At 48.3% G+C, this 1,539-nt stretch carries 2 protein-coding genes; both read right to left on the bottom strand.

From position 1 onward, the window contains the following. Positions 1 to 13: 13 nt before the first annotated feature. The gene (locus HMPREF3107_RS07685) at positions 14 to 427 is read right to left on the bottom strand and encodes a hypothetical protein (RefSeq protein WP_141742856.1); all 414 of its coding nucleotides are present in this window, start codon (positions 425 to 427) and stop codon (positions 14 to 16) included. 5 nt (positions 428 to 432) lie between these two features. Then, positions 433 to 1,188, bottom strand: a complete 756-nt coding sequence (locus HMPREF3107_RS07680) for an AAA family ATPase (RefSeq protein ID WP_168160534.1) — start codon at positions 1,186 to 1,188, stop codon at positions 433 to 435. Positions 1,189 to 1,539: the final 351 nt, after the last annotated feature.

Genomic DNA, 1,539 nt, shown 5'->3' with positions numbered 1-1,539 from the left:
CCTAGCATAACTGCTAATCTACGTCAGCCCCTAATATTTTGATCGGGTTGCCGGCTTCTTTCAGCGAAAATCCACGCCTATCAATCTGTTCTTGCGTTAACCAAATATTTTTCTCCGGCTGCAGAAAGGAAAACTTCAGTGCGGCACTCCCACTGAATAAACAGATGCGGCCGTCAGACCTAATAGTCATAGGCAAACCACCCCGAAAACAGAATTCTTCATTACCTTCTTTTCGGACTGCTTCTACAGCCTCAAATAATTTGTCTCCAATGTCTTGAAGATAAGATGTTACGACCATGTCCGCATCGATTAAGTCGGGATTTTCGTTTGCGGTCAGTAAATATTTCTCCAAGTTTATATATAGGTTTTCAGGTAGTACAGGCAGCACCCTGCCCCATTTTTCCAAGTCTTTGTCAGTTAGTACCATAACCATCAATCTGAAAAATCAAACTCTATACTGCCGTCGGCTGCCATTTTTAAAGCGGCCGAAAACGGTTTGCCCTTTTTACCGACAAAACCAGTACGGGAAGACAAGTAACCTTTTGCCAGCAGCTCACCGATTTCCTGACTGCTCAATTTTCGTTTTGCTCCAAACAAACGGAGAAGGAATTTATGATCTTTGGACGAACATTGAAGCCATTTGTTGGTATCATCCTTTAAGCGCGGCATATCGCCGCGGTGGATAATCTGCCAGATATTTTCGTGTTCGGGTAGCCTGAATACGGGTTTCCGGTTGGCCAAATAACCTTCGTCCGGCACAAAGGCGGCCTGAAAACCATCGCCGCGCATTTCGCGCCACGACAATCCGTTTAATTTCAATACCGCAATACGCCCGGCCAGGCTTTCGCTGACGTTTTGCATCAACTCAAAAGCCTGCGAACCGGACAGCAGATACAGGCCGTTCTGCTTGCGCCGATCTATATCCATTTTCAGCAGGGGGAACAGCTCAGGGGCGTATTGGACTTCGTCCACAATCAGCGGCGGCGTGTGGTTCAATAAAAACAGTTGCGGCTCGTTTTTGGCTTGGTCGAGCAGCAAGGGATCGTCTAAGGTAAGGTATCCGTATTCGGGCGCAATGTGCTGAAGCAGCGTGGATTTACCGACCTGCCGCGCACCGGTCAGCAATACGGCGGGAAATTGGGCGGACAGCTTTTGCAGGACGGATTGCAGGTGACGTGGGTAATACAACAAAATCCAGTTTAACTTAAGACAGAATCTTAGATTAAACTGGATTTTTGTGCAATACGTCTTAATTTGTGCGTGGTGATGATGCCGTAGGCCGCACCGCGAAACAGCCGCACACTCCTCGTTATGCAGGCGGACATGGACCTCGGGTGTGATGCGCCGCTCGTTTTGGCTGTTGGGCAGGTAATCGACAATAGGGATCGGGCTGCATAACCCGGTAGATTCTCCAGCGGTACAAAAGTTACGTAAAGAGTTAACAGCATTGAGCAATCAGCGAGAACAACAGAAAGTGGCTGCTGATGGTGACACTTACAGGCACGCTAACCCGACTGAAAAAGAGCCTCTCTCTCCAGT

This window comes from Neisseria sp. HMSC31F04 (genome assembly GCF_001807735.1).
GTDB lineage: Bacteria > Pseudomonadota > Gammaproteobacteria > Burkholderiales > Neisseriaceae > Neisseria > Neisseria elongata.
The sequence above is the reverse complement of the archived record's forward strand: the minus strand, read 5'-3'. Positions and strand labels throughout refer to the sequence as shown.

What these genes read in the sequence shown, in the direction of transcription:
- HMPREF3107_RS07685 (WP_141742856.1), bottom strand. Translation starts at nt 427, where the DNA reads ATGGTACTAACTGACAAAGACTTGGAAAAATGGGGCAGGGTGCTGCCT.